Genomic DNA, 25,231 nt, shown 5'->3' on the forward strand with positions numbered 1-25,231 from the left:
TATGACCGCCAGCCTGCAAGGCTCCCTGATGGTGGATATCGCCGGTAAATGGCTGACCGCCGAGGACCGCCAGCTCCTGCGCCAGCCTGAAGTGGCCGGCCTGATCATCTTTGCCCGCAATATCGACAGCCCGCGCCAGGTGCGCGAGCTGTGCGCCTCCATTCGCGCCGTGCGCCCCGACCTGATCCTTGCGGTAGACCAGGAGGGCGGCCGGGTACAGCGCCTGCGCCAGGGCTTCGTGCGCCTGCCGGCGATGCGCGCGATTGCTGACAATGCCAATGCCGAGTACCTGGCCGAGCAATGCGGCTGGCTGATGGCCACCGAGGTGCTGGCAGTGGGCCTGGACCTGAGCTTCGCCCCGGTGCTGGACCTGGACCACCAGCGCAGCGCGGTAGTCGGCAGCCGTGCCTTCGAAGGCGACCCGCAGCGTGCCACGCAGCTGGCCGGTGCCTTCATTCGTGGCATGAACGCGGCGGGCATGGCTGCCTGCGGCAAGCATTTCCCGGGGCATGGCTGGGCTGAGGCGGACTCGCACGTGGCCATTCCCACCGACGAGCGTAGCCTTGAGCAACTGCGCCAGGCCGACCTGGTGCCGTTCAGCCGCCTCAGCGGGCAATTGGCGGCGGTGATGCCGGCGCATGTCATCTACCCGCAAGTCGACAACCAGCCTGCCGGCTTCTCGCGCCGCTGGCTGCAGGACATCTTGCGCGGCGAGCTGGGCTTTGACGGGGTGATTTTCAGCGATGACCTGTCGATGGCGGGCGCGCATGTGGTGGGCGATGCGGCCAACCGGATCGAGGCGGCGCTGAGTGCCGGTTGCGACATGGGCCTGGTGTGCAACGACCGGGCGGCGGCGGAGCTGGCGTTGACGGCGGCGCAGCGGCTGAAGGTCAAGCCTTCGCCGCGTATTGCACGGATGCGCGGGCAGGGCTTTGCGCGTACCGACTATCGCCAGCAGCCGCGTTGGCTGGAGGCGCTGGGGGCGTTGAAGGACGCACAGTTGATCGATTGACCGCAGGCCCTATCGCCGGCAAGCCGGCTCCCACAGGTAACGCGCCGCCCTGAAGGGCAGTGAAAATCCTGTGGGAGCCGGCTTGCCGGCGATAGGGCCATCTCAGGCTGCAAAAGGCTAACGCCCGCGCTTTCCAGGCAACGGCGCAAACAGCGCGTCGATCTCTTCATCCCCCAGGCGCCACTGCCCCGCCTGCCCGCCATCGAGCAAGCTCGCCGCCAGCGCGGCCTTTTCCTGCTGCAGTTGCTGAATTTTCTCTTCCACTGTGCCCCGGGTAATCAGCTTGAACACGAACACCGGCTTGTCCTGCCCGATGCGGTAGGCGCGGTCGGTGGCCTGGTTTTCGCTGGCCGGGTTCCACCACGGGTCGAAGTGGATCACCGTGTCCGCCGCGGTCAGGTTCAGGCCGACGCCGCCAGCCTTGAGGCTGATGAGAAATACCTCGCTGTCGCCTTTCTGGAACTGCTGCACCGGCGTGCGCCGGTCGCGGGTGTCGCCGGTGAGCAGGCTGTAGCGGATCTTGCGCTTTACCAGCTCCTGCTCGATCAGCGCCAGCATCGAGGTGAACTGCGAAAACAGCAAAACCCGCCGGCCTTCGCTGAGCAACTCCTCGAGCATCTCCAGCAGCGCCCCAAGCTTGCCTTTGTCTGCCTGGTTGCCTTTGCTTTCGACGCCTTTGACCAGGCGCAGGTCGCAGCACACCTGGCGCAGCTTGAGCAGCGCATCGAGGATCACGATCTGGCTGCGGGACGCCCCGTTGCGGGCAATCTCGTCGCGCACCTTCTTGTCCATCGCCACCCGCACGGCCTCGTAGGTGTCGCGTTGGGCGTCGCTGAGCTCGACCCAGTGGACCATCTCGGTCTTGGCCGGCAGTTCGGTGGCCACCTGTTCCTTGGTGCGGCGCAGCAGGAACGGGCGGATGCGGCTGACCAGGTGCGCCAGGCGCTCGCCATCGCCGTGGCGTTCGATCGGGGTGCGGTAGTCCTGGTTGAAGCGCTTGACCTCGCCCAGCCAGCCCGGCATCAGGAAGTGGAAGATCGACCATAGCTCGCCCAGGTTGTTTTCCATGGGTGTGCCGGTCAGGCACAGGCGCTGGTTGGCCTCAAGCTCGCAGACGGCGAGGGCGGCCTTGCTGGTGCTGCTCTTGATGTTCTGCGCTTCGTCGAGCACCAGCACGCTCCAGGGGTTGGCGCGCAGGTGCTCCAGGTCGCGCGGCACCAGGGCGTAGGTGGTCAGCACCAGGTCGTACTCGCCCAGCTTGGCAAAATGCTTGCTGCGGCCAGGGCCGTGCAGGGCCAGCACGCGCAGCCCCGGGGCGAAGCGCTGGGCCTCGTCCAGCCAGTTGGGCACCAGGCTGGTGGGCATCACCGCCAGGGCCGGGTGGGGCAGGCGCCCGTGCTGTTTTTCCAGCAGCAGGTGGGCGAGCGTCTGCAGGGTCTTGCCCAGGCCCATGTCGTCGCCGAGGATGCCGCCGGTGCCCATCTCGCGCAGGGCCTGCAGCCAGTTGAGGCCTTGCTGCTGGTAGGGGCGCAGGGTGGCGGCGAGCCCGCTGGGCGGCTCGACCTGCAGGTCGCGGGCATCGCGCAGGCGCCGGCCGAGGTCGCGCACGTGGGCGCCGCCTTCCCAGTGCAGGGGCAGGTGCTCGATGTCGTTGAGGCGCGCCGCGTCGGCGCGGTCCATGCGCAGGCTGGGCCCGGCGGCGTCTTCGTGCAGGTACAGCTCGCCGAGGGTACCCATTACCGCCTTGATCCGCCCGTAGGGCAGGGCCACGCGCAGCGCCGGGCTGTCCAGGCGGCCGCGGTTGAGGTCGATCAGCAGGTGTTCGTCGTCACTGCGCCGGGCCAGTTCGCTGGGGCGCAGCAGCTCCGGGTTGCTGCGCAGCAGTTGCAGCACGATCGGCAACAGGCTGTGGCGCTGGCCATCGACGACGATGCCCAGCTCCAGGTCGAACCATTCGTGGCCAGGCGCTTCGTCGATGCTGGCGTACCAGTCGTCCACCTCCTGCAGGTTGAACGCGAAGTCGCGGTGGATATCGATGTCCCAGCCCGCCTCACGCAGGCGCGGCAGGCCTTCGCGAGCAAAGTGCAGCCAGGCTTCGTCGTCGGGCAGCTGCAGCATCTCGCCGGCGCTGTCGGGCAATGCCTTGCTCTGGCGGGTGGCGGGCTTGAAGCCGAGGTCGCGCAGGGCTTTGCGCAGCGCCTGCTCGGCTGCCGGCTGGCGGCGGATGCGCTGGCTGGTGGTACCGACCAGGCGCGCCAGTGGCTTGTCGTCGCTGCCGCTGGCGCGCAGGCCGTCGTAGTCGAATGACAGCGCGGCGCGATGCTGCATCTGGCGCTGCATGCGGCCGGTCTTGGGCATGTAGGCACTGAATTCGAGGCTGCCGAGGGTCAGGTGGCCCTTGGGCAGGATGCCTTCGAGTTGCTCGGTGTTGACGGTGGTAGGTGTGGGGACTTGGCGGTTCAAGGCGTTCAATCGATGACTCAAGGGTACGACCAGGTGTTCCGGAACGGTGGGGGCGCGGGCAAGCTGGCTGGCGATGAAAGGGTCCAGGTCGTGCTGCAGCTTGCCCAGCAGGTGCGCGGCGCGGTCGACGTAGTACATGGGTTCGACGGGCAGTGCCAGCAGTTGGGTCTGCTCGCCCTGGTACCAGGCTCCCCGGTAGCTGCCATCGTCCAGCCTGACCCAGCGGAACTCGGCCTGCAGCGCCGGTCCACCCTCCAGTGGGTGAGCGTCGGTGGAAAAATGCAGGCGCCCGGTGGCCAGTGCGTAGCCAAGCAGCTCAGCGCCTTGCTTGCCTTCGAGCTCGACCACGGGGCGAACGGCCTGGTTGGTGGCATCGATCAGGCGCAATAATCGGGCATCGTCCTGGGTGACGTAGCGGGGTGGGTAGTAGATCAGTTCAGGCAACGAGGTGATCTTGCCGAACTGCACGCCGCCGTCGGCCTGGCGGGTGCCCTTGGCCACTTCCAGCGTGCACTGCTGGTTGCCGGTATGGATCAGGTAGTGAATGGCCGGGCCCTTGCGTTCGGGCTTGGCCGCGGCCACCTGCTGGCCGGTGGCTTCGAGGGTTTCTACCCATTGGTCGAGCGCCGGAGACAGCGCAGGCTGCTGCTGCGCCGGCTGGCTGTCGGGCAGGCTATCACCCAGCTGGGCAGCCAGCAGCGCGGCCACGCAGTGTTTGCAGTTCAGGCCCACCGGGCAGCTGCAGCGCCCGTAGACGCGAAGCTCGGCGCCGTTGAGCAGCAGCTCGATGGTCTGCCGATACTGCTCGCCCGACGATCCCTGGCAGGTCGCTTCGATGGTTTTGTCGTGCAGCGCCAGGAGGCGGGTGCGGCCTTGCGCCGCGTATGCCCGGCCCCGCTTCATGGCCCCGTCCTGGATGTGGTCGACCCAGCCCGGGTGGGCCCTCAGCAGGTGCCGCGCATCCTCCGTGCTCACATCACTGCTCCATCATCTCCGGGTCCATCACCGGCATTTTCGGCGTGCCGGGAGGGGTCACCTTCAGCAGCAGGGCAAGGTGGCCGCCATCCATGAAGGTCAGCTGGCCACCTTTCATGTTGCTGTTGCTCTGCTTGAACTGCTCGCTCTGCAGCACGTTGCCGTTGCCGTCGAGCTGGTTGACCCAGAAGTTCGCCTCCACTGCGATGAAGCGGCCCTCGGTGAGGCTGAGGTTGCCTTCGATCGGGAAGTGGCCGAACTGCTCTTCACCCGCGCCCAGGGCGATGCGGCTCGGCGCGCTGCCTACCTGCTGCTGCCAGGCCTTGTGCAGCAGCACGGTGTAGTCGGCCGTGGCTTGCAGGCGGGTGGCCTCGTCTTGCAGTGCCAATGGCCGCTCGGCGCCCTTGTCCAGGCGCGGGGCGCCGGCGCTCCAGTCTTCCGGGGCGAACGGGCTGGTGAAGGCGGGCACGCTGTTCTGCCGCACAAGGAGCATTTCCACCTGATACAGGCCTTCGGCGAAGGCGGCCGGCGCGAACAGCGCGAGCAACAAGGTCAGGCAACGGATGGCACGCATGGATCTTCCTTAGGCAGTCTGTGGGGTCAGGCGCTCGAACAGCGCTTCCAGAGTATTGAATCGTTCGTCGGGGCGTTCCATCGGTACCAGGAAACGGAACTGGGTGGCACCTTCGAACTTGTAGCGTTTGGGCTGGCTCTGGATCAGCTTGATCAGGGTCAGCGGGTCGACCGGCGTTTCGGCCTCGAACTCGAGCTTGCCGCCATTGGGGCCGGCGTCGACTTTCTTGATGCCGAGCTTTTCCGCCTGCAGCTTGAGCTGGGTCAGGCGAATCAGGTTCTTGGTCGGTTCGGGCAACAGGCCGAAGCGGTCGATCATTTCCACCTGCAGGTCCTTGAGGCCTTCTTCGTCGGCCGCCGAGGCAATGCGCTTGTACAGGATCAGGCGCGCATGCACGTCTGGCAGGTAGTCCTCGGGGATCAGCGCCGGCAGGCGCAGGTTGATCTCCGGGCCGCCGCCCAGGGGCTGTTCGAGGTTCGGCTGGGTGCCCTTGCGGATGGCCTTGACCGCACGCTCGAGCATTTCCATGTAGAGGGTGAAGCCCACTGCCTGGATCTGCCCGCTCTGGCCTTCGCCCAGCAGCTCGCCGGCGCCGCGGATTTCCAGGTCGTTGGTGGCCAGGACGAAACCGGCCCCCAGGTCCTGGGTGTTGGCGATGGCTTCCAGGCGCTTCTCGGCGTCGCTGCTGACCTTCTGCCGCGCAGGCGTGAGCAGGTAGGCGTAGGCCTGGTGGTGGCTGCGCCCGACCCGGCCGCGCAGCTGGTGCAGCTGGGCCAGGCCGAACTTGTCGGCGCGCTCGATGACGATGGTGTTGGCGCTGGGCACGTCGATGCCGGTCTCGATGATGGTCGAGGCGATCAGCACGTTGAAGCGCTTGTGGTAGAAGTCGCTCATCACCTGCTCGAGCTCGCGCTCGCGCATCTGCCCGTGGCCGATGCCGATCCGTGCCTCGGGGACCAGCTCGGCGAGGTCGGCGGCGCATTTTTCGATGGTCTTCACGTCGTTGTGCAGGTAGTACACCTGGCCGCCGCGCAGCAGTTCACGCAGCAGGGCTTCTTTCACCGTGCTGTTGTTCTGCTCCATGACGAAGGTGCGCACCGACAGGCGCCGCGCCGGCGGCGTGGCGATGATCGACAGGTCGCGCATGCCGGCCACGGCCATGTTCAGGGTGCGCGGGATTGGCGTGGCGGTAAGGGTGAGGATGTCGACTTCGCTGCGCAGGGCCTTGAGCTGCTCCTTCTGGCGCACGCCGAAGCGGTGCTCTTCGTCGATCACCACCAGGCCCAGGTCCTTGAAGCGCACGTCATCCTGCAGCAGCTTGTGGGTGCCGATGAGGATGTCGATCTTGCCCTCGGCAAGGTCGGCGGCGGCCGCGGCCACTTCCTTGGCCGACTTGAAGCGGCTCATCACCTCGACCGTCACCGGCCAGTCGGCGAAGCGGTCGCGGAAGCTGTTGTAGTGCTGCTGGGCGAGCAGGGTGGTGGGCACCAGTACTGCCACCTGGCGGCCGCTGTGCACGGCAATGAAGGCTGCGCGCATGGCCACTTCGGTCTTGCCGAAGCCGACGTCGCCGCACACCAGGCGGTCCATCGGCTTGGCGGCGAGCATGTCGGCGCGCACGGCTTCGATGGCGTTCTGCTGGTCCGGGGTTTCCTCGAACGGGAAGCCGGCGCTGAAGGTGGCGTAGTCGGCGGCCGGGTCGGCGAAGGCATAGCCTTTGCGCGCGGCGCGGCGGGCATAGATGTCGAGCAGCTCGGCGGCCACGTCGCGCACCTGCTCGGCGGCCTTGCGCTTGGCCTTCTGCCAGGTTTCCGAACCGAGCCGGTGCAGCGGTGCCAGGGCATCGTCGCTGCCGGTGTAGCGGGCGATCAGGTGCAGGTTGGCCACTGGCACGTAGAGCTTGGCGCCTTCGGCGTATTCCAGGGTCAGGAACTCGGCGGCCTGGCCTTCGATTTCCAGGGTGGCCAGGCCCAGGTAGCGGCCCACACCGTGGTCGATGTGCACCACCGGGGCGCCTTCACGTAATTCGGTGAGGTTCTTGATGACCGCATCGTTGGCCGCCTCGCCGCGTTTGTCGCGGCGCCGGCGCTGCATCACGCGCTGGCCGAACAGCGGGCTTTCGGCGACCAGGGCCAGGCCCGGGTCTTCGAGCAGCAGGCCTTCGTCGAGCGGGGCGATGGTGATCGCCAGGCGCTCGCTGCCGGTGATGAAGTCGGCCCAGCTTTCGACTGTCTGCGGCCTCAGCTTGAGGCGTTCGAGCAGCTCCAGCAGCACCTCGCGGCGGCCCGCCGATTCGGCGGTGAACAGCACGCGGCCGTCGAACTGGTCGAGAAACGCCGACAGCGCCGCCAGCGGCTGGTTGGCCTTGGCCTCGATGGCCAGGTTGGGCAGAGCGCGGGCGGGGAAGCGTTCGCGGCCGCCGCCGGCCTCGATGTCGTCGGCGCTGACCACCACCCGTGGCCACTGCTTGAGCTGGGCGAAGCAGTCTTCCACCGGCAGGAACAGCTCGGCCGGGGGCAGCAGCGGGCGGGTCAGGTCGCCGCGGCGGTCTTCATAGCGCCCGCGCACATCGTTCCAGAAGTGCTCGGCAGCCTGTTCCACGCCCGGCAGGGAGAACACCTGGGTGTCGCTGGGCAGGTAGTCGAACAGGGTCGAGGTTTCTTCGAAGAACAGCGGCAGGTAGTACTCGATGCCGGCGGGGATGATGCCGCTGGCCAGGTCCTGGAAGATCGCGCTGCGGCGAAAGTCGACGTCGAAACGCTCGCGGAAGCGCGCCTTGAAGCGGGTCACTTCCTCCTTCTGCATGGGGAATTCGCGCGCCGGCAGCAGGCGGATCGAGTCGACCTTGTCGATCGAGCGCTGGGTCTCCGGGTCGAAGGTGCGCAGGGTTTCGATTTCGTCATCGAACAGGTCGATGCGGTAGGGCAGCTTGCTGCCCATCGGGAACAGGTCGATCAGTGCGCCGCGCACGGCGAACTCGCCGTGCTCGTAGACCGTGTCGACGCAGCGGTAGCCGCTGGCCTCCAGGCGCGTGCGCATCTGCTCCACGTCGATGGTCTGGCCCACGTCCAGCACCAGGCTGCTGCCGAGCAGAAAGCGCGTCGGCGCCAGGCGGTGCAGGGCCGTGGTGATCGGCACGACGAGGATGCCATGGCTCAGCTCCGGTAGCCGGTAGAGGCTGGCGATGCGCTGGGAGATGATGTCCTGGTGCGGCGAGAACAGGTCGTAGGGCAGGGTTTCCCAATCAGGGAACGGCAGCACCGGCAGCTCCGGGGCGAAGAAGCGCAGCTCCTGTTCCAGGCGGTCGGCGGCCTGGCTGTCGGCTGTCAGCAACAGGGTGAAGCGCCCGGCGCTGCTGGCGGCTTCGGCGATGGCCAGGCTGAGGGCGGCCCCGGGCAGGTTGCCCCAGGTTTGTTTGCCGGCCGTGGCCGACAGTTGCGGTAGGCGCAGAACTGACACGGGAGATTGCACTCCAAGCGTTGCGGCAAAGAGGTCGATTGTACCGGTGCCAGTGCGTGCTGTCAGGCTCGGAAAGGGGCATGGACGCGGGCTGGCGCTGCATCGACAGGCGCTCATTGCCGGTTACGCGTTGGGGCGTCATAATGTAGCCCCTTTTTTCTCCCCCTACATGTGGAAGGTTCCCGTGACTCAGAAGCCCGACCAGTGTCTTGGTGAGTGGATTGATCGTGAAGCTCTGGCTGAAGCGATGATCCCGCTTATCGGTCAGCTCTACCGCAACAACAATGTGGTGAGCTCGATTTATGGCCGCAGCCTGATCAACCGTTCGGTTATCTCGATCCTCAAGGCACACCGCTTTGCGCGTCACCGTCAAACCGACGAAACCGAGCTGTCCGTCCACGAGACATTCCCCCTGCTCAAGGCCATGAGCGAGCTGAAGCTGGGCGCCGCCTCGGTCGACCTGGGCAAGCTGGCGAACAAGTTCAAGCAGGAAGGCAACGGCCGCAGCGCCGAGCAGTTCGTGCGTGAAGAACTGGCCGACGTGGTTGGCCAGCAGAACGCTTCGGCGCGCAAGGGCACCGACGTCGTCCTGTACGGCTTCGGCCGCATCGGCCGCCTGCTGGCGCGCATCCTGATCGAGAAGACCGGTGGCGGCGACGGCCTGCGCCTGCGCGCCATCGTCGTGCGCAAGGGCGCCGAGAACGACCTGGTCAAGCGTGCCAGCCTGCTGCGCCGTGACTCGGTGCACGGCCCGTTCGATGGCACCATCACCATCGACGAAGCCAACAACACCATCACCGCCAACGGCAACCTGATCCAGGTCATCTACGCCAAGAGCCCGAGCGAAGTCGACTACACCCAGTACGGCATCGACAACGCCCTGATCGTCGACAACACCGGCGTATGGCGTGACGCCGACGGCCTGGGCCAGCACCTGGCCTGCCCGGGCGCTGCCCGCGTGATCCTCACCGCACCTGGCAAGGGCGCGCTGAAGAACATCGTGCACGGCATCAACCACGGTGACATCGCCGCCGATGACAAGATCATCTCGGCCGCCTCCTGCACCACCAACGCCATCGTGCCGGTGCTCAAGGCCATCAACGACAAGTACGGCATCGTCAACGGCCACGTCGAAACCGTTCACTCGTTCACCAACGACCAGAACCTGATCGACAACTTCCACAAGGGCAGCCGTCGTGGCCGCGCCGCGCCGCTGAACATGGTCATCACCGAAACCGGTGCTGCCACCGCAGCCGCCAAGGCACTGCCAGTGCTCAAGGGCAAGCTGACCGGCAACGCCATTCGCGTGCCGACGCCTAACGTGTCGATGGCCATCCTCAACCTGAACCTTGAGAAAGGCACCAACCGCGACGAAATCAACGAGTACCTGCGCCAGACCGCCATGCACTCGGAACTGCACAAGCAGATCGACTACGTCAGCTCCCAGGAGGTGGTTTCGACCGACTTCGTGGGTTCGCGCCACGCCGGTGTGGTCGATGCCGAGGCGACCATCGCCAACGACAACCGCGTTGTGCTGTACGTCTGGTACGACAACGAGTTCGGTTACAGCTGCCAGGTGGTTCGCGTGATGGAAGAGATGGCCGGTGTGAACCCGCCAGCGTTTCCACGCTGATTCGCTTGTAAAGTGCTAGAGAAACGGGAACCTTCGGGTTCCCGTTTTTTTTGACCAGCTTTTAGGGTGTATCTACCGGCCCTATCGCCGGCAAGCCGGCTCCCATAATGACAGCACCGTCGTACCCGTGGGAGCCGGCTTGCCGGCGATAGGGCCGTTGCCGACAAGCGAGACTCCAACTGTGCGCACAGCCCTGCTGTTCATCCTGATGCTCCTCACCGCCTGCAACCAGGGCCCGGCCCTGGAGCGCCTGGGCGGCCCGACCATGGGCAGCAGCTACAGCATCCAATACGTGCGCGAACCCGGCGGCCCGGCACCGGCCCAGGTGCAGGCGGCGGTCGAGTCCATCCTGCAGGACATCGACCTGCATTACTCGACCTACCGCGGCGACTCCACCGTCAGCCAGTTCAACCAGCTCCCCGCCAACCAGTGCCTGGCCTTGCCCGCCGACATGCTCGAACTGGTCGCCCTCGGCCAGCACCTGGCCGAGCAGAGCGACGGCGCCTTCGACCTCACCGTCGAGCCGCTGCTCGACCTCTGGGGCTTCGGCCCCCAGGCCCGCCACGAACAGGTGCCCGACCCCAAGGCGCTGGCCCAGGCCCGCCAGCGCGTCGGCTACCGGCACCTGCACCTGGACGGCCAGGCGCTGTGCAAGGACGCCCCCGTGGAGCTGGATTTCAACAGCATCGCCGCCGGCCACGCGGTCGACCTGATTGCCGAACGCCTGCGCGCCATGGGCGTGGCCAGCTTCGTCGCCGAAGTCACCGGCGAGCTCAAGGCGCTCGGCCGCAAGCCCGATGGCAGCCCCTGGCGCATCGCCCTGGAGCTGCCGCGCGACGACCTGCAGATTGCCCGCCAGGTCATCCCGGTCGATGGCCTGGCGTTGTCGACCTCGGGTGACTATCGCCACTATTTCGAGGAGAATGGCCGGCGCTATTCGCACACCTTCGATGCCCGCCTCGGGCGGCCGGTCGAGCATGGCCTGGCAGCGGTGACCGTGCTCGATGGCTCGGCGCTGCAAGCGGACGGTTATTCGACCCTGCTGCTGATCCTCGGGCCGGAGCAAGGTTGGGATTTTGCCGTTGCCCATGACCTGGCCGCCGTGCTGGTGACTCGGGTGGCGGGTGGCTTCGTCTCCCGAGCTACGCCCGCGTTCGAACGGGCCGTGAAAGGCGAATGAAAGCGCAAGCAAGGAAGATCCACGCCAGGGAACCGGTAAACCATATGTAGTGCAGGCAAAATTGGCCTACGACGCGACCAAGGGTTAATGTGCGCGGCGTTCACGCTTGATTAGACTGCACACGAATTTTCTCATGGCGCTCCGGCGGCATGATCGAGTCCCGCGGCGACCGTGGCTGGCGGGCCAGTTCTGAAGGAGTACGCATGGCTGTCTACAACTACGACGTAGTGGTGTTGGGTTCCGGCCCGGCCGGAGAAGGTGCGGCAATGAACGCCGCCAAAGCAGGGCGCAAGGTGGCGATGGTCGATAGCCGTCGTCAGGTCGGTGGCAACTGCACCCACCTGGGCACCATCCCGTCCAAGGCACTGCGTCACTCGGTGCGGCAGATCATGCAGTTCAACACCAACCCGATGTTCCGTGCCATCGGCGAGCCGCGCTGGTTCTCCTTCCCCGACGTGCTCAAGAGCGCCGAGAAGGTGATCTCCAAGCAGGTTGCCTCGCGCACCGGCTACTACGCGCGCAACCGCGTCGACGTGTTCTTCGGCACCGGCAGCTTCGCCGACGAGCAGACCGTGGAAGTGGTGTGCCCCAACGGCGTGGTGGAAAAACTCAACGCCAAGCACATCATCATCGCCACCGGCTCGCGCCCGTATCGCCCGGCCGACATCGATTTCCACCACCCGCGCGTCTATGACAGCGACACCATCCTCAGCCTCAGCCACACCCCGCGCAAGCTGATCGTCTACGGCGCCGGCGTGATCGGTTGCGAATACGCCTCGATCTTCAGCGGCCTGGGTGTGCTGGTGGAGCTGGTCGACAACCGCGGCCAGCTGCTGAGCTTCCTGGACTCGGAAATCTCCCAGGCGCTGAGCTACCACTTCAGCAACAACAACATCACCGTGCGCCACAACGAGGAGTACGAGCGGGTCGAAGGCCTGGACAACGGCGTGGTCCTGCACCTGAAGTCGGGCAAGAAGATCAAGGCCGACGCCTTGCTGTGGTGCAACGGCCGTACCGGCAACACCGACAAGCTGGGCCTGGAGAACATCGGCATCAAGGTCAACAGCCGTGGCCAGATCGAGGTCGACGAGGCCTACCGCACCAGCGTGCCGAACATCTACGGCGCCGGTGACGTGATCGGCTGGCCGAGCCTGGCCAGTGCCGCCCACGACCAGGGCCGCTCGGCGGCGGGCAGCATCGTCGACAACGGCAGCTGGCGTTTCGTCAACGACGTGCCGACCGGCATCTACACCATCCCGGAGATCAGCTCGATCGGCAAGAACGAGCAGGAGCTGACCCAGGCCAAGGTGCCATACGAAGTGGGCAAGGCGTTCTTCAAGGGCATGGCGCGTGCACAGATCGCCGGCGAGCCGCAGGGCATGCTGAAGATCCTGTTCCACCGCGAAACCCTGGAAATCCTCGGCGTGCACTGCTTCGGCTACCAGGCTTCGGAAATCGTCCACATCGGCCAGGCGATCATGAACCAGCCGGGCGAGCTGAATAACCTGAAGTACTTCGTCAACACCACGTTCAACTACCCGACCATGGCCGAAGCCTATCGGGTAGCTGCCTACGACGGCCTGAACCGGCTTTTTTGAGCGGCTCCGGCCGGTGGCCTGAGCCGGTCGGGGAGACCGATTTCAGCCCTACCCGAGGGTGGTCTTGGCCAAACCGGGAAAGTCTGTAATCAGGCTGTCCACGCCAAAGTCAGCGAGCCGGCGCATCAGTGCCGGTTCGTTGACCGTCCACACCGACACGTGCAAACCCTGGCCCTGTGCCTTGAGCAGGCGCTCTGGGGTGCACAGTGTCCAGTTCAACGCCAGCATCTCGCAGCCATAGTTCTGCGCGACCTTCAGCGGGTCGAGCCAGGCGTATTCGGCGACCAGCCCGCGTTTCACGTCCGGTACCAGTTCCAGCGCCGCGCCCAGCACCTCGCGTGAGCTGGAGGTGATGGTCACCTTGTCCAGCAAGCCGTACTGCTGGGCCAGTTCGCGGATCGCCAGCACCGTGGTGGCCGCGCGGGTGCGCGAGGCGCTCTTGACTTCGAGCTGCCAGTGCTCGAAGGCGCATTTCTCGAACAACTCCTCAAGCCGCGGGATAGGGCAGGGCTGCACATGGCCCGGGCCGCCCTTGCGCGCGTCGTAGGTGACCAGGTCGACGGCCGGGTGTTCGGCCACCTTGCCGCGCCGGCCGGTGGTGCGCTTGAGGGTGGGGTCGTGGATGACCATCAGCTCGTTGTCGGCCGACAGGTGCAGGTCCAGCTCGCAGCGATTGACGCCGTGGGACAGGCACTGACGGAAGCTGGTCAGGGTGTTCTCGGGCGCTTCGCCCTTGGCGCCACGGTGGCCGTAGATAAGGGTCACGTTCGTTCCTTCAGGTCAAGAATGAATAAGGCTCAGGAGGCGGGGTCGTTCTGTTCCAGCTGCTGGCGCCGTTGTTGCTGCTGGCGCTGCAGGATATAGCGGGCCAGCAGTTGGCGCTGGGCATCGGTCATGTCGATGAATTCGGTGCCGACCTCGTAGTCGCCTTCCGGGCGCGGGTCGCAGTGGGTGATGCGCCCGCGCAGCAGCAGGCCGTGGGCGCGTGGCATCAGCACCATCTTCACCTTCACCCGGGTGCCAGGGGCAATCTGCTGGGGCTGGGCGAACTCGACGCCGCCCTCGGAGATGATCACCCGTTGCGGCTGGCCGATCTCGCCGATCAGGCTTTGCGCGACCACCGCGCTGAGCAGGTCCAGGCGTTTGTTCTGCGCCCGCAGGAAAGCCGCCAGGGTGCGGTCCTTCTCGCTCAATTGGCGCAGCAGGTGCTGTGACTCGAAGTCTGACAGGTGCAGCTCGCTGAGCAGGTTGAACAGTGGTGAATCATCCTGCAACAGTTCTGGCTCAAGGGCTTGGGCCGCGCTCAAGGGGCTTATTTCCAGTGCGATCCGATCTTCGATGCGGTAGTATTCGCGGCGATCTTCTTCGTCTAATGTCGTCATGGCGAACCCATGGTAGCGGCGGTGGTCCGAGTGTAAAGCCGCCACAGGCGCCTCGCCACAAGGACGTTCCCTTTCATCCGAACAAGCCCCGACATGTTCAGACCTCTTTTCGCATTCATCGGTACGCGTTACACCCGTGCCAAGCGCCGTAATCACTTCGTCTCGTTCATTTCCCTGACCTCGATGATCGGCCTCGCCCTGGGCGTGGTGGTGATGATCGTGGTGCTCTCGGTCATGAACGGTTTCGACCACGAGATGCGTACCCGCGTGCTGGGCATGATCCCGCATGCCACGCTGGAGAGCGGCCAGCCGATCAACGACTGGCCTGCCCTTGCCCAACAAGTAAAGCAGAATCCGCAGGTGCTGGCGGTTGCGCCCTACACCCAGATGCAGGGCCTGCTGACCCATGACGGCAAGGTGCAGAAGGTGCTGCTCAACGGCATCGACCCGACGCGCGAGCGTGAGGTGTCGATCATCGACAACTTCATCCTGCAAGGCCGCCTCGACCAGCTGGCGCCGGGTGAGTGGGGCATCATGATCGGCGACAAGGCCGCCGCCAAGCTGGGCGTGGCCGTCGGCGACAAGCTGACCTTCGTCGCCCCCGAGGTCAGCGTGACCCCGGCCGGCATGTTCCCGCGCATGAAGCGCTTCACGGTGGTCGGCACCTTCCACGTCGGCGCCGGCGAGATCGACGGCTACCTGGGCCTGACCAACATCGCCGACCTGTCCCGCCTGCACCGCTGGAAGGCCGACCAGGTGCAGGGCCTGCGGCTGAGGTTCGACGACCTGTTCCAGGCGCCACGAGTGGCCTGGAGCATCGCCCAGCAGCTGGGCGAGCAGGAGTACTACAGCCGCGACTGGACCCGCACCCACGGCAACCTGTACCAGGCGATCCGCATGGAGAAGGCCATGATCGGCCTGCTGCTGCTGCTGATCGTCGCGGTGGCGGCGTTCAACATCATTTCCACCCTGGTGATGGTGGTCAACGACAAGCGCGGCGACATCGCCATCCTGCGCACCCTGGGCGCCACGCCCGGGCAGATCATGGCCATCTTCATGGTTCAGGGCACGGTGATCGGGGTGATCGGCACCCTGATCGGCGCCGTGGTCGGGATCCTCGCCGCGCTCAATGTCAGCGCGGCGATCGCCGGCATCGAGAAACTGATCGGGCACAAGTTCCTCAATGCCGACGTGTACTTCATCGATTACCTGCCGTCGCAGATCCAGGCCCAGGACGTGTACATGGTCTGTGGTGCGGCGTTGGTCCTGAGTTTCTTCGCCACCCTGTACCCGGCCTGGCGTGCGGCCCGCACCCAGCCTGCAGAGGCGCTACGTTATGAGTGAGTCGCGCATGAGTGATAAAGCCGTTCTGAGTTGCCGCAACCTGGGCAAGTCCTACGACGAGGGCCCGGAGTCGGTGCAGGTGTTGTCGGGCCTGAACCTGGAGCTGCACGCCGGTGAGCGGGTGGCCATCGTCGGCAGTTCGGGCTCGGGCAAGAGTACCTTGCTCAACCTGCTGGGCGGCCTCGACCGGCCGACCCAGGGCAGCGTCTGGCTGGCCGGCGAAGAACTGTCGGCCCTGGGCGAGCGCGCCCGCGGCCTGCTGCGCAATCGCGAGCTGGGGTTCGTCTACCAGTTCCACCACCTGCTGCCTGAGTTCACCGCCATGGAGAACGTGTGCATGCCGCTGCTGATCGGCCGCACCGCCATCCCCGAAGCCCGTGAGCGCGCCGAGGCGCTGCTCAAGCGCGTGGGCCTGGGCCACCGCCTGCACCACAAGCCGGCCGAACTGTCCGGCGGCGAGCGTCAGCGTGTGGCGATCGCCCGCGCGCTGGTCAACCGCCCGGGCCTGGTGATGCTCGACGAGCCGACCGGCAACCTCGACCACCACACCGCCCAAGGCATCCAGGAGCTGATGCAGGAGCTGTCCAGCTCCTCGCGCACGGCGTTCCTGGTGGTGACCCACGACCTCAACCTGGCGCGCCAGATGGACCGTGTGCTGAAGCTCGACGACGGCCACCTGGTCGCGATCTGAGCCAGGCCGCCCCACCTTATTTCATTGGGTATTTTCGTACATGTTCAGACCCTTGCCCTTGTTCATCGGTGCTCGCTACACCCGTGCCAAGCGCCGCAACCATTTCATCTCGTTCATCTCGATGACCTCGATGATCGGCCTGTCCCTGGGCGTGCTGGCGATGATCGTGGTGCTGTCGGTGATGAACGGCTTCCAGCGCGAGATGAGTTCGCGCATTCTCGGCCTGGTGCCGCATGCCGCGATTCTTGGCGTGCAGCCGCTGGATGACTGGCGCGCGACCGCCGATGCCGCGTTGAAGAACCCGGCCGTGATGGCGGCGGCGCCGATCACCGAAATGGAGGGCATGCTCTCCTACAAGGGGTCGATGCAGCCGATCCAGGTCAGCGGCATCGACCCGGCCGAAGAAGGCAAGGTGTCGATCGTCGGCCAGCATATCGTCCAGGGCCGCCTGCAGGACCTGCAGCCGGGTGAATACGGCGTGGTGATCGGCGAGCTGACCGCACGGCGCTTTCGCCTCAATACCGGCGACAAGCTGACCTTGATCGTGCCGGAAATCAGCAAGGAGCCGGGCGGCATCACCCCGCGCATGCAGCGCCTGACCGTGGTCGGCATCTTCAAGGTCGGCGCTGAGCTCGATGGCTCCCAGGCCTACATGCACGTCGCCGATGCCGGCGAAATGCAGCGCTGGGCGCCGGGCCAGGTGCAGGGCGTGCGCCTGAAGCTGCACGACCTGTACGCCGCGCCGCAGGTGTCCAAGGCGATTGTCACGGGGCTTGGCGATGCCTACCGCGCTGACGACTGGTCGCACACCCAGGGCAGCCTGTTCAGTGCCATGAAGATGGAAAAGACCATGATTGGCCTGCTGCTGATGATGATCATCGCCGTGGCCGCCTTCAACATCATCGCCACCCTGGTGATGGTGGTGAACGACAAGGGGCCGGACATCGCCATCCTGCGCACCCTGGGCGCCACGCCGGCGCAGATCATGGGCACGTTCATGGTCCAGGGCAGCCTGATCGGCATCGTCGGCACGCTGATCGGTGGGGTGCTCGGGGTGATCGCCGCGTTCAATGTCAGCCAGATCGTCGGCTGGCTGGAGCGGGTGAGCGGGCAGCACATCTTTACCTCGGATGTGTACTTCATCAGCAGCTTGCCGTCGGAGTTGCAGTGGGGGGATGTGGCGATGATCTGCGTGGCGGGGTTGGTGATGAGCTTCCTGGCGACCATTTACCCGGCGTATCGGGCGTCGCAGGTGCAGCCGGCGATGGGCTGCAAGGCAGCCCTAACGGGTTGCCCCGAATTCGATCACGAACCGCGTCCAGCCACCCTCACATTCCGCGCGAATCTGCCCGCCATGGGCCTGCACGATCGAGCGGGTAATCGCCAGCCCCAACCCCGCATGCTCGCTGCTGCCTTCTCGCCGCGCCGGGTCCACGCGATAGAACCGATCGAACAGCCGAGGCAACGCAGCGCTGTCGATCGGCGCCCCGGTATTGGCCACGCAAATCCGTGAACCAGGCGAAAGCGACACGCGAATCTGCCCGCCGGCCGGGGTAAAGCGCAAGGCATTGTCGAGCAAGTTGGACAAGGCCCGGCGCAGCATGTGCCGGTCACCGCTAAGCATCGCCTGACCTTCGCGCACCAGCGCCACTTCGCCGTCCTCAGCCAGCGGTGCGTAGTACTCCAGCAGTGCGTCCACTTCCTCATGCAGCGCCAGCGGCGCCTGCCCCGGCACCAGCAGGCCGTGGTCGGCCTTGGCCAGGAACAGCATGTCGTTGATCATCTGCGCCATCCACTGCAGCTCTTCCAGGTTGCCGTGCAGCGCTTCGCGGTATTCCTCGAGGCTGCGCGGGCGGGTGAGGGTGACCTGGGTGTGGGTCAGCAGGTTGGACAGCGGCGTGCGCAGCTCATGGGCGATGTCGGCGGAAAACGCCGAGAGGCGCTGGAAGGCGTCGTCCAGGCGTTGCAGCATGGCATTCACGGTGCTGGCCAATGCCGCCAGCTCCTCGGGCATCTGTTCCACGGGCAGGCGGGTGGTCAGCGAACGCGCCGAGACGCTGTCGGCCACCTGGCCCATCTGGCGCAGCGGCCGCAGCCCGCGGCGTGCGGCCCAGGCGCCGAGCAGCGCGGTGGCCAGTGCCGACAGACCCACGGTCAGCCAGATCAGGCGCTGCATGCCCTGCAGGAAGTGCTGGTGGTGGGTGATGTCGAGGAACAGGGTCAGCCGGGCGTTTTCGTTCAAGGGCACGGCCAGGCTGCGGTAGTCGATGCCGTCGGCGTGCACGGTCGCCAGGCCCGTGGTGGAGGGCGCCTCGGGCAAGGCGGCGCGGCTGGCGTACCAGGGGGCGCCATCGCGGCCGGTGATGCGCAAGGCCAGGTCGGCCTGGTGGCTGAGCTCCTCGCGCAGGGCTGGAAGGCGGTTCTGCAGGTCGGCCGGGTTGGCCAGGCCGGCGAGCTGGGTGCGAAACAGCGATAGGCGCGATTCCAGCAATTGCTGGTCCAGTTCGATGAAGTGCTGCTTGCTGGCGTGGTTGAACAGCAGGCCCGCGCCAAGCGACACGGCGGCGGTACAGGCTGCGAACAACAGGGCCAGGCGGGTGCCGAGGGAAAGCCTGCGCATCAGTCGGGGCGCTCCTCGAGCACATAGCCCATGCCGCGCACGGTGTGGATCAGCTTGGTCGGGTGCGGGTCGTCGAGTTTCAGGCGCAGGCGGCGGATGGCCACTTCGATGACATTGGTATCACTGTCGAAATTCATGTCCCACACCTGCGAGGCGATCAGCGACTTGGGCAGCACTTCGCCCTGGCGACGCAGCAGCAACTCAAGCAGGGCGAACTCCTTGGCAGTCAGGTCGATGCGCTGGCCGGCGCGTTCGGCGCGGCGGCGCAGCAGGTCCAGGCGCAGGTCGGCCAGGCTCAGGGTGGTCTCCTGGCTGGGGCTAGAGCCGCGGCGCAGCAGGCTGCGCACCCGGGCCAGCAGTTCGGAGAAGGCGAAGGGCTTGACCAGGTAATCGTCGGCGCCCAGTTCCAGGCCGTGCACGCGGTCCTCCACGGCGTCGCGGGCGGTCAGGAACAGCACCGGGGTATCCAGGCCTGCCTGGCGCACCGCCTGGAGAATCTGCCAACCGTCGCGCCCGGGCAGCATCACGTCGAGGATCAGCAGGTCGTGATCGCCGGTCAGTGCCAGGAACTGGCCGGTCTCGCCATCGGCCGCAAGCTCAGTGGCGAAGCCGGCTTCGTTGAGGCCCTGGCTCAGGTACTGGCCGGTGCGGGCCTGGTCTTCGACGATCAGCAGTTTCATGCAGTGTCCGCAGTCTGGGTGATGGCTGAAATGATACGTGACTCTGCCCGGCGTCGCCCAAGCTGACAAAGTTGTAATCTCGCTGTCAGGTCGCTGCCAGTCAGCCCTTTTTAAAGTGGCCTTATCTCGTTGAAAGTTCTGGAGTCATCATGAAGCAACTGTTCATCGCCGCCACGCTTGCCTTGGCAAGCCTGCCTGTCTTCGCTGGCGAAGCGAACACCTTCGCCTTCGGTGAGCCGGCCCCGGCGGCCAAGGCCACCCGCACCGTCGAGGTGGTGCTCAAGGATATTGCCTTCGAACCCAAGAGCTTGCAGGTCAAGGCCGGCGAAACCGTGCGCTTCGTGCTGATCAACCAGGGCCAGCTGCCCCATGAGTTCAACCTGGGCGACAAGGCCATGCACGCCGAGCACCAGAAAGAAATGCTCGCCATGCAAGGCAAGATCTTTACCGCAGGCATGAACCACGAAGGCATGGACCACGGCCAGATGAACCATGGCGCCCATGGCCATGACACCGGCAACACCGTGCTGGTGCAGCCTGGCCAGCGCGCCGAGCTGACCTGGACCTTCCGCAAGGCCGCCCCCATCGAGTTTGCCTGCAACGTGCCGGGGCATTACCAGGCCGGCATGGTCGGGCCGTTGACCATCGAGTGACTTGCGCTCCAAGGCGCAGGGTAAAACCGGTAAACTAGGTGCATTTCCGAACCTTCAGGTCAGTTTCCATGCACCCTGCTGCCGAACACTCTCCGCTGGGCAAGTCCAGCGAATACATCGCCACCTACACCCCTTCGCTGCTGTTTCCGATCCCGCGCACGGCCAAGTGGGCCGAACTGGGCGTGACTGCCCAGACCCTGCCGTGGCAGGGCGTGGACTTCTGGAACTGCTTCGAGCTGTCCTGGCTGCTGCCGTCGGGCAAGCCGGTGGTGGCGATTGGCGAATTCGCCATCCCGGCCGATTCGCCGAACATCATCGAATCGAAGTCGTTCAAGCTCTACCTCAACTCGCTGAACCAGACCGTGTTCGCCTCGATCGCCGAGCTGCGCGCGTGCCTGGAAAAGGACCTGTCGGCAGCCGCGGGCAAGCCCGTGGGCGTGCAGGTGCACACCCTGGCCGAGGTCGAGGCGCAAGGCGTGACGGCGCTGCCGGGCCTGTGCATCGATGCGCTGGACGTGGCCATCAGCAATTATGAGCAGCCGCAGCCTGAGTTGCTGCAGTGCAGCCCGGACCGGCAGGTGGAAGAAACCGTACACAGCCACCTGCTCAAGTCCAACTGCCCGGTGACCGGCCAGCCGGACTGGGGCAGTGTGGTGGTGGAATACAAGGGCAGGGCGCTGGACCATGCCAGCCTGCTGACCTACCTGATCAGCTTCCGCCAGCACGCCGACTTCCACGAGCAGTGCGTGGAGCGGATTTACCTGGACCTGAAGAACCTGCTGCAGCCGGAGCACCTGACGGTGTACGCGCGTTATGTGCGCAGGGGTGGGCTGGATATCAACCCGTACCGCAGCACCGGGGCGATCAGCCCGAAGAATCTGCGCCTGGTTCGTCAGTAACGTGCAATGGCAGGGGCCGCAAAGCGGCCCCTGGTTGTTTCAGATACCCATGCTGTGCAGCGAGTTGGCAATGCTGCGCAGGGTGGCGGTGAGGTCGGGGTGTTCGGCCTCGAAGCGCTCGATCGCCAGGTTCACGCCATCGACCAGGTTGTTGTCCGGGGTGGCTTCCTCGATTTTCAGCTGCGCCTCTATCTGCCTGGCCTCCTCGTGCAGCGCGGCCAGTTCTTCATCGGTAAGCGGTACGTTTCTATCCAGTTGCTCGCGCAAGCTGTTCAGGCGCTCTTGCAATTCGCGGGCAGGCATTGGCTGTTCTCCATCAATGGCTTGGCAAGGCATGGACCTCAGCGAAGCGGCAAAGGTTCGCACCTGTCTCCAAGCGTAATCCACTCGCCGTCGCTTTGCATGATCCGCATCAACGGCCTGGATCAGGGTTTTTCACCCTTGCGCCGGCGCTGGGCGATGTCCACCAGGCAGGTGTCCAGCGCTTCGAGGTGGTCGATCACCGAATGCACGCCCAGGCCGAACAGCTCGAGGGTGGCCTTGCCGCGGGCCAGCTCCTGTTCTTGCGCGCTCATGGCCTGCCAGTGCTGTGAGCCCAGGTCGCAGGAAGGGCTGCAGGCGGCCAGGCCGATGGTCCACAGCCCGGCATTGAGGCCCGACTGCAGCAGGCGCGGTTCGCCGCTGACCAGCACGCAGCCGTCCAGGCGTTGGCTGTCCAGGGTCATCAGGGCCTGCCAGCAGGCATTGGGCGCCGGCCACTGCACGGCATTGACCCGCTGGCCCGGCAGCCAGTCCGGCAAAACGCTGGCCAGGCGCTGGCTCTGGGTGTTGCTCAGGTCATCCAGCCAGATGCACGGCACTTGCTGGCGGCGCAGGCTGGCCAGGGCCTCGAGGGCGCCGGGGGCGGGCAGGGGGCTGCCGTTGGCAGCCTGGACCAGGCAACCGCGCAGGCCGAACAGCACAGCGGTGAAGGCGGATGCATCGTGCATGGCAACGTCCCTGAAATAGTCCGCAGGCTAGGCGCTGATTGTTACGGTGCTGTGACGGCAACAGATGTTCACAAAATATTGAGCAAAAATGTGTAAAGCTGTTTATCAGCCCGCAAGCCTCTATACTGCCGCCTTACCAGCTGCGCGACCCGTTGCGCTTGCGGCCAAGAATTCTGATGGAGAATCATCTATGCGTAGGATCGGTGCCGGTGTGATCGAGCGAGTCACCCAGGCCTTTGTCTGTGCCAGCTTGCTGCTGGCACCCGTGGCGGCCACCCAGGCAGCCACCGAGGAGGATCCCTGGGAGGCGGTCAACCGACCGATCTTCCGCTTCAACGATACCCTCGACACGTATGCCCTCAAGCCATTGGCCAAAGGCTACCAGGCGGTCACCCCGCAGTTCCTCGAGGACGGCATTCACAACATCTTCCGCAACCTGGGCGATGTCACCAACCTGGCCAACAACCTGCTGCAGTTCAAGCCGCATGCCGCGGGCGTGGACACCGCGCGGTTGATCGTCAACACCACCTTCGGCCTGGGCGGTTTCTTCGACGTCGGCACCAAGATGGGCCTGACCCGCAGCGACGAAGACTTCGGCCAGACCCTGGGCTACTGGGGCGTGCCGAGCGGCCCCTACGTGGTGATCCCGCTGCTGGGCCCGAGCACCGTGCGTGACGGCCTGGCCAAGTACCCGGACACCTACACCGAACCCTACCGCTACATCGACCACGTGCCGACCCGCAACTCGATCTTCGCGCTGGACGTGGTCGACACCCGTGCCAGCCTGCTGTCGGCGGAGAAGCTGATCCAGGGCGACAAGTACATCTTCATTCGCAATGCCTACCTGCAGAACCGCGAGTTCAAGGTCAAGGACGGCGAAGTCGAAGACGATTTCTGATTCATGCCCTGACTAAAAAGGCGACCTTCGGGTCGCCTTTTTAGTCACTGTGCTGGCCTTTCTTATAACTGCCGGGAATTTGCCGTTCAAACTGCAGGCGACTCGACCCTCGTATGCTTGAAACCCCTGGCGGATGGGAGTACCGTCTGCGCCTTACGAGGTACCTCTGCCGGTTGCCTGGCCTGCGTAATTGGCCTACAACTCAAGTAGAGCGTTACTACCAAGAATTCCAGCAGTCGGATGTCAGCCTTGCAGACGCCCCTGCATCACCCCAAATCGGCGCCGTTCGCCCACATGCAGAAAATCAGTGCAACGCTGCTGATCATCGATGATGACGACGTGGTCCGTGCGAGCCTCGCCGCCTATCTGGAAGACAGTGGCTTCAGCGTCCTTCAGGCCAGTAACGGCCAGCAGGGGCTCCAGGTCTTCGAAGAACACCAGCCTGACCTTGTGATCTGCGATCTGCGCATGCCGCAGATGGGCGGGCTCGAACTGATCCGCCAGATCAGCGAGCGAGCGCCGCAGTTGCCGGTGATCGTGGTCTCGGGTGCCGGGGTGATGAGCGACGCGGTCGAGGCCTTGCGCCTGGGCGCCGCCGACTACCTGATCAAGCCACTGGAAGACCTGGCCGTGCTCGAGCACTCGGTGCGCCGGGCACTGGACCGTTCGCGCCTGGTGCTGGAAAACCAGCGCTACCGCGACAAGCTCGAAGCGGCCAACCGCGAACTGGAGGCCAGCCTGCACCTGTTGCAGGAGGACCAGACCGCCGGTCGCCAGGTGCAGATGAACATGCTGCCGGAGAGCCCCCGGGCCCTGGGTGAGTTTGCCTTCGAGCACCAGATCATCCCGTCGCTGTACCTGTCGGGCGATTTTACCGACTACTTCCGCGTGGATGATCGGCGCATTGCCTTCTACCTGGCCGATGTGTCGGGGCATGGCGCATCGTCGGCCTTCGTCACGGTGCTGCTGAAGTTCATGACCACGCGCCTGCTGTTCGAATTCAAGCGCAACAGCAAGCTGCGCGAATTCAAGCCCTCGGAAGTGCTTAGCCACATCAACCGCGGGCTGATCAACTGCAAGCTGGGCAAGCATGTGACCATGGTCGGCGGGGTGATCGACGAAGAAACCGGCCTGCTGACCTACGCCGTGGGTGGCCACTTGCCGCTGCCGGTGCTGTATACCCCGGGCCAGGCGCGCTACCTTGAAGGCCGTGGCCTGCCGGTGGGGTTGTTCGAAGAGGCGACCTACCAGGACCTGGTGATCGAGTTGCCGCCGCAGTTCAGCCTGAGCCTGATGTCCGATGGCATTCTGGACCTTTTGCCGGGTGACACGCTCAAAGATAAAGAGGCCGCCTTGCCGGATATCGTCAAGGCAGCGGGTGGCAGCCTGGATGGGCTGCGCCAACGTTTCGGATTGGCTACGCTTGGGGAGATGCCGGATGATATCGCCCTATTGGTGTTGAGCAGGAACCTTCAATGAGTACCGGTAGAATTCAGTTCGCCGAGCAGAGCGGTACCTTTGTACTGAAATTCGTCGGTGAGGTGCGCCTGACCCTGTGTTCGGCGCTGGATGCGACGATCGAGAAGATCTTCACCGCGCTGAACTTCTCGGCCATCGTCATCGACCTGACCGAGACCGAGAGCATCGACAGCACCACCCTGGGCCTGCTGGCCAAGCTGTCGATCCTGTCGCGGCAGAAGGTGGGGCTGCTGCCCACCGTGGTCACCACCAACCCGGACATTTCGCGCCTGCTGCAGTCCATGGGCTTCGATCAGGTGTTCAACATCGTCGATCGCCCGGTACCGTGCCCGGAATGCCTGACCGACCTGCCGTCCCAGGACCAGAACGAGGATGTGGTGCGTTCCAAGGTGCTGGAGGCGCACAAGATCCTCATGGGCCTGAACGACTCCAACCGTGAAGCCTTCCATGACCTGGTAAACGCCCTGGAGCGCACCTGATCTTCAGCCTGCTGCGGCCGCATCGCCGGCAAGCCGGCTCCCACAGGTAAATGACCAGCCTGCTGGCAGTACGGATCTTCTGTGGGAGCCGGCTTGCCGGCGATGAGGCCAGCGCAGCCACCCCCGTCACTCCCGCCGAATGAATTCGGTCGCCTCACCGCCCTCGGCACTGAGCTGAAACACCCGCACCGGCCGCCCCTGTTCATCGAAGAACACCTGCCCC

At 65.3% G+C, this 25,231-nt stretch carries 20 protein-coding genes and 1 pseudogene; 12 read left to right on the top strand and 9 right to left on the bottom strand.

Annotation, left to right across the window (positions count from 1 at the left end):
* Nucleotides 1-13 precede the first annotated feature (13 nt).
* Nucleotides 14-1,012 carry a beta-N-acetylhexosaminidase gene (gene nagZ, locus L6D75_RS24375; protein WP_176511691.1) on the top strand — a complete coding sequence of 333 codons (999 nt, stop codon included), beginning with the start codon at nucleotides 14-16 and terminating at the stop codon, nucleotides 1,010-1,012.
* A 117-nt stretch (nucleotides 1,013-1,129) separates the two neighbouring features.
* Here the strand turns inward: nagZ and L6D75_RS24380 are convergent, their stop codons facing one another.
* Genes L6D75_RS24380 through mfd form a run of 3 tightly spaced genes read right to left on the bottom strand, consistent with a single transcriptional unit; the run spans nucleotide 1,130 to nucleotide 8,483 of the window.
* Complete coding sequence (locus L6D75_RS24380) at nucleotides 1,130-4,450, bottom strand: DEAD/DEAH box helicase (protein WP_176511687.1); 3,321 nt, start codon at nucleotides 4,448-4,450, stop codon at nucleotides 1,130-1,132.
* Nucleotide 4,451: 1 nt separating this feature from the next.
* Nucleotides 4,452-5,024: a CsiV family protein gene (locus L6D75_RS24385; RefSeq protein WP_176511688.1), complete on the bottom strand. Its 573-nt coding sequence runs from the start codon at nucleotides 5,022-5,024 to the stop codon at nucleotides 4,452-4,454.
* A 9-nt stretch (nucleotides 5,025-5,033) separates the two neighbouring features.
* Nucleotides 5,034-8,483 (bottom strand): transcription-repair coupling factor, encoded by a 3,450-nt coding sequence (gene mfd, locus L6D75_RS24390; RefSeq protein ID WP_176511689.1) that lies wholly within the window; start codon nucleotides 8,481-8,483, stop codon nucleotides 5,034-5,036.
* 169 nt (nucleotides 8,484-8,652) lie between these two features.
* On the opposite strand from mfd, the gene L6D75_RS24395 reads away from it, so the two are divergent.
* The 3 genes from L6D75_RS24395 to sthA all read left to right on the top strand — a co-directional run bounded on the left by L6D75_RS24395 (nucleotide 8,653) and on the right by sthA (nucleotide 12,894).
* On the top strand, nucleotides 8,653-10,116 hold the full coding sequence (locus tag L6D75_RS24395) for a glyceraldehyde-3-phosphate dehydrogenase (protein ID WP_176511690.1): 1,464 nt from the start codon (nucleotides 8,653-8,655) through the stop codon (nucleotides 10,114-10,116).
* Between the two features lie 181 nt (nucleotides 10,117-10,297).
* Entirely contained in the window at nucleotides 10,298-11,296 is a 999-nt protein-coding gene (locus L6D75_RS24400; RefSeq protein ID WP_176514529.1) for an FAD:protein FMN transferase, read from the top strand.
* A gap of 203 nt (nucleotides 11,297-11,499) precedes the next feature.
* Nucleotides 11,500-12,894: a Si-specific NAD(P)(+) transhydrogenase gene (gene sthA, locus L6D75_RS24405; RefSeq protein WP_176514527.1), complete on the top strand. Its 1,395-nt coding sequence runs from the start codon at nucleotides 11,500-11,502 to the stop codon at nucleotides 12,892-12,894.
* A 48-nt stretch (nucleotides 12,895-12,942) separates the two neighbouring features.
* On the opposite strand, the gene L6D75_RS24410 is transcribed toward sthA, so the two are convergent.
* Nucleotides 12,943-13,659 (bottom strand): glycerophosphodiester phosphodiesterase, encoded by a 717-nt coding sequence (locus L6D75_RS24410; protein ID WP_176514525.1) that lies wholly within the window; start codon nucleotides 13,657-13,659, stop codon nucleotides 12,943-12,945.
* Nucleotides 13,660-13,691: 32 nt separating this feature from the next.
* The gene (locus L6D75_RS24415; protein ID WP_176514523.1) at nucleotides 13,692-14,276 is read right to left on the bottom strand and encodes a PilZ domain-containing protein; all 585 of its coding nucleotides are present in this window, start codon (nucleotides 14,274-14,276) and stop codon (nucleotides 13,692-13,694) included.
* 93 nt (nucleotides 14,277-14,369) lie between these two features.
* On the opposite strand from L6D75_RS24415, the gene L6D75_RS24420 reads away from it, so the two are divergent.
* The 3 genes and pseudogenes from L6D75_RS24420 to L6D75_RS24430 all read left to right on the top strand — a co-directional run.
* Nucleotides 14,370-15,620, top strand: a complete 1,251-nt coding sequence (locus L6D75_RS24420) for a lipoprotein-releasing ABC transporter permease subunit (protein ID WP_176514521.1) — start codon at nucleotides 14,370-14,372, stop codon at nucleotides 15,618-15,620.
* A 7-nt stretch (nucleotides 15,621-15,627) separates the two neighbouring features.
* Nucleotides 15,628-16,311 carry a lipoprotein-releasing ABC transporter ATP-binding protein LolD gene (gene lolD / locus L6D75_RS24425; RefSeq protein WP_176514519.1) on the top strand — a complete coding sequence of 228 codons (684 nt, stop codon included), beginning with the start codon at nucleotides 15,628-15,630 and terminating at the stop codon, nucleotides 16,309-16,311.
* A 40-nt stretch (nucleotides 16,312-16,351) separates the two neighbouring features.
* Nucleotides 16,352-17,575, top strand: a pseudogene (locus tag L6D75_RS24430) (lipoprotein-releasing ABC transporter permease subunit); the annotation flags it as partial.
* A gap of 18 nt (nucleotides 17,576-17,593) precedes the next feature.
* Here the strand turns inward: L6D75_RS24430 and L6D75_RS24435 are convergent.
* A complete protein-coding gene (locus tag L6D75_RS24435) occupies nucleotides 17,594-18,934 on the bottom strand; it encodes a heavy metal sensor histidine kinase (RefSeq protein ID WP_219824859.1) in 1,341 nt (446 codons plus the stop codon).
* Nucleotides 18,931-19,611 carry a two-component system response regulator CinR gene (cinR, locus tag L6D75_RS24440; protein WP_176514515.1) on the bottom strand — a complete coding sequence of 227 codons (681 nt, stop codon included), beginning with the start codon at nucleotides 19,609-19,611 and terminating at the stop codon, nucleotides 18,931-18,933. Before cinR ends, L6D75_RS24435 begins: the two co-directional genes overlap by 4 nt.
* Nucleotides 19,612-19,760: 149 nt before the next feature.
* Here cinR and L6D75_RS24445 point away from each other — a divergent pair, with 149 nt between their 5' ends.
* On the top strand, nucleotides 19,761-20,264 hold the full coding sequence (locus L6D75_RS24445; RefSeq protein ID WP_176514514.1) for a cupredoxin domain-containing protein: 504 nt from the start codon (nucleotides 19,761-19,763) through the stop codon (nucleotides 20,262-20,264).
* A gap of 68 nt (nucleotides 20,265-20,332) precedes the next feature.
* A complete protein-coding gene (gene queF, locus L6D75_RS24450) occupies nucleotides 20,333-21,163 on the top strand; it encodes an NADPH-dependent 7-cyano-7-deazaguanine reductase QueF (RefSeq protein WP_176514512.1) in 831 nt (276 codons plus the stop codon).
* A 39-nt stretch (nucleotides 21,164-21,202) separates the two neighbouring features.
* Here the strand turns inward: queF and L6D75_RS24455 are convergent, their stop codons facing one another.
* Complete coding sequence (locus tag L6D75_RS24455; RefSeq protein WP_176514510.1) at nucleotides 21,203-21,466, bottom strand: DUF4404 family protein; 264 nt, start codon at nucleotides 21,464-21,466, stop codon at nucleotides 21,203-21,205.
* Nucleotides 21,467-21,588: 122 nt separating this feature from the next.
* Nucleotides 21,589-22,152, bottom strand: coding sequence for an HAD superfamily inactivated hydrolase PcrP (locus L6D75_RS24460; RefSeq protein ID WP_176514508.1), 564 nt, complete (start codon nucleotides 22,150-22,152; stop codon nucleotides 21,589-21,591).
* 190 nt (nucleotides 22,153-22,342) lie between these two features.
* Between L6D75_RS24460 and L6D75_RS24465 the strand changes: the two genes are divergently transcribed.
* From L6D75_RS24465 to rssC, 3 genes are all read left to right on the top strand, one after another.
* Nucleotides 22,343-23,050, top strand: coding sequence for an MlaA family lipoprotein (locus L6D75_RS24465; protein ID WP_176514506.1), 708 nt, complete (start codon nucleotides 22,343-22,345; stop codon nucleotides 23,048-23,050).
* 294 nt (nucleotides 23,051-23,344) lie between these two features.
* Nucleotides 23,345-24,529 carry a two-component system response regulator RssB gene (rssB, locus tag L6D75_RS24470; protein ID WP_176514530.1) on the top strand — a complete coding sequence of 395 codons (1,185 nt, stop codon included), beginning with the start codon at nucleotides 23,345-23,347 and terminating at the stop codon, nucleotides 24,527-24,529.
* Nucleotides 24,526-25,008 (top strand): anti-sigma factor antagonist RssC, encoded by a 483-nt coding sequence (gene rssC / locus L6D75_RS24475; protein WP_016394629.1) that lies wholly within the window; start codon nucleotides 24,526-24,528, stop codon nucleotides 25,006-25,008. Before rssB ends, rssC begins: the two co-directional genes overlap by 4 nt.
* The last annotated feature ends 223 nt before the right edge of the window (nucleotides 25,009-25,231 follow it).

Source organism: Pseudomonas faucium, assembly GCF_021602585.1.
GTDB classification, from domain to species: domain Bacteria; phylum Pseudomonadota; class Gammaproteobacteria; order Pseudomonadales; family Pseudomonadaceae; genus Aquipseudomonas; species Aquipseudomonas faucium.

Bases quoted from the DNA above. Each gene is read 5' to 3' on its own strand.
- L6D75_RS24385 (WP_176511688.1), bottom strand. From the start codon at position 5,024: ATGCGTGCCATCCGTTGCCTGACCTTGTTGCTCGCGCTGTTCGCGCCG.
- L6D75_RS24395 (WP_176511690.1), top strand. From the start codon at position 8,653: ATGTGGAAGGTTCCCGTGACTCAGAAGCCCGACCAGTGTCTTGGTGAG.
- sthA (WP_176514527.1), top strand. From the start codon at position 11,500: ATGGCTGTCTACAACTACGACGTAGTGGTGTTGGGTTCCGGCCCGGCC.
- L6D75_RS24415 (WP_176514523.1), bottom strand. From the start codon at position 14,276: ATGACGACATTAGACGAAGAAGATCGCCGCGAATACTACCGCATCGAA.
- L6D75_RS24420 (WP_176514521.1), top strand. From the start codon at position 14,370: ATGTTCAGACCTCTTTTCGCATTCATCGGTACGCGTTACACCCGTGCC.
- lolD (WP_176514519.1), top strand. From the start codon at position 15,628: ATGAGTGATAAAGCCGTTCTGAGTTGCCGCAACCTGGGCAAGTCCTAC.
- cinR (WP_176514515.1), bottom strand. From the start codon at position 19,611: ATGAAACTGCTGATCGTCGAAGACCAGGCCCGCACCGGCCAGTACCTG.
- L6D75_RS24445 (WP_176514514.1), top strand. From the start codon at position 19,761: ATGAAGCAACTGTTCATCGCCGCCACGCTTGCCTTGGCAAGCCTGCCT.
- queF (WP_176514512.1), top strand. From the start codon at position 20,333: ATGCACCCTGCTGCCGAACACTCTCCGCTGGGCAAGTCCAGCGAATAC.
- L6D75_RS24455 (WP_176514510.1), bottom strand. From the start codon at position 21,466: ATGCCTGCCCGCGAATTGCAAGAGCGCCTGAACAGCTTGCGCGAGCAA.
- L6D75_RS24460 (WP_176514508.1), bottom strand. From the start codon at position 22,152: ATGCACGATGCATCCGCCTTCACCGCTGTGCTGTTCGGCCTGCGCGGT.
- L6D75_RS24465 (WP_176514506.1), top strand. From the start codon at position 22,343: ATGCGTAGGATCGGTGCCGGTGTGATCGAGCGAGTCACCCAGGCCTTT.
- rssB (WP_176514530.1), top strand. From the start codon at position 23,345: ATGCAGAAAATCAGTGCAACGCTGCTGATCATCGATGATGACGACGTG.
- rssC (WP_016394629.1), top strand. From the start codon at position 24,526: ATGAGTACCGGTAGAATTCAGTTCGCCGAGCAGAGCGGTACCTTTGTA.